A 1,294-nucleotide genomic window follows, 5' to 3' on the forward strand; every position below is an offset into this window, starting at 1 on the left:
GGCCTGACCGCGGCATTCCAGTCCGACGCGGCGGTGACCGGCTTCAACGTGGCCTCGATGCTGCTGGGCTGCGCGGTGGGCGCCTGGTTCGCCGGCACCCTGGCCGACCGCTATGGCCGGCGCACCATGCAGCTGTGGGCGGCGGTGTTCTTCATCGTCTCGGCCTGGGGCTCGGGCATCGCCACCTCCTCGGCCGAGTTCGTGGTCTACCGGGTGCTGGGCGGCCTGGCGGTGGGCGCGGCCAGCGTGCTGTCGCCGGCGTACATCGCCGAGGTGGCGCCGGCGCGCTACCGCGGCCGGCTGGCGACGCTGCAGCAGATCGCGATCATCTCCGGCCTGTTCTTCTCGTTCCTGAGCAACTGGTGGCTGGCGCGGCACGCCGGCGCCTCGACCGAGGTGCTGTGGTGGGAGTACGAGGCCTGGCGCTGGATGTTCTGGGCCGAGCTGGTGCCGGCGTTCCTGTTCCTGGTGGCGCTGTTCTTCATCCCGGAGAGCCCGCGCTACCTGGTGGCGCGCGGGCTGAAGGACAGGGCCGGCAAGGTGCTGGCGCGGCTGTACGGGGCCGAGGTCGGGGTGCGCAAGCTGGTCGAGATCGACGCCTCGCTGGCCTCCGACCACCACCGGCCGCGGCTGTCGGACCTGGTGAGCAAGGTGACCGGCAAGGTGCGGCCGATCGTGTGGGTGGGCATCGGCCTGGCCACGTTCCAGCAGCTGGTGGGCATCAACGTGGTGTTCTATTACGGCGCGGTGCTGTGGCAGGCGGTGGGCTTCTCGGAGAACGACGCGCTGCTGATCAACGTGCTGTCCGGTGCGCTGAGCATCGGCGCGTGCCTGGTGACGGTGGTGCTGATCGACCGGGTGGGGCGCAAGCCGCTGCTGTGGATCGGCTCGGTGGGCATGGCGGTGACGCTGGCGGTGGTGGCGTGGGCGTTCTCGACCGGGACGCTGGACGCGGCCGGCAAGCTGCAGCTGCCGGGGCAGATGGGCGTGGTGGCGCTGGTGGCGGCCAACGCCTACGTGGTGTTCTTCAACGCCTCGTGGGGCCCGGTGATGTGGGTGATGCTGGGCGAGATGTTCCCCAACCAGATCCGCGGTTCGGGCCTGGCGGTGGCGGGCCTGGCGCAGTGGGTGGCGAACTTCGTGATCACCTGGACGTTCCCGATGCTGCTGGCGGGCATCGGCCTGGCGGCGGCCTACGGGTTGTACGCGGCGGCGGCGTTCCTGTCGGTGTTCTTCGTGCTGCGGTTCGTGCGCGAGACCCGCGGCCGCGAGCTGGAGCAGATGCAGGGATGAG

The 1,294-nt window shown here is 70.7% G+C and carries 1 protein-coding gene; it reads left to right on the forward strand.

Features of this window, described 5'->3' with window-relative positions; translation table 11 throughout:
• Window positions 1-1,293, forward strand: a 1,293-nt coding sequence (locus EIM48_RS15250) for a sugar porter family MFS transporter (RefSeq protein ID WP_125112051.1), incomplete at its 5' end; no start/stop codon positions are given.
• Window position 1,294: the final 1 nt, after the last annotated feature.

The sequence above is a fragment of the Pseudoxanthomonas sp. SGNA-20 genome (genome assembly GCF_003931635.1).
Lineage (GTDB): Bacteria > Pseudomonadota > Gammaproteobacteria > Xanthomonadales > Xanthomonadaceae > Pseudoxanthomonas.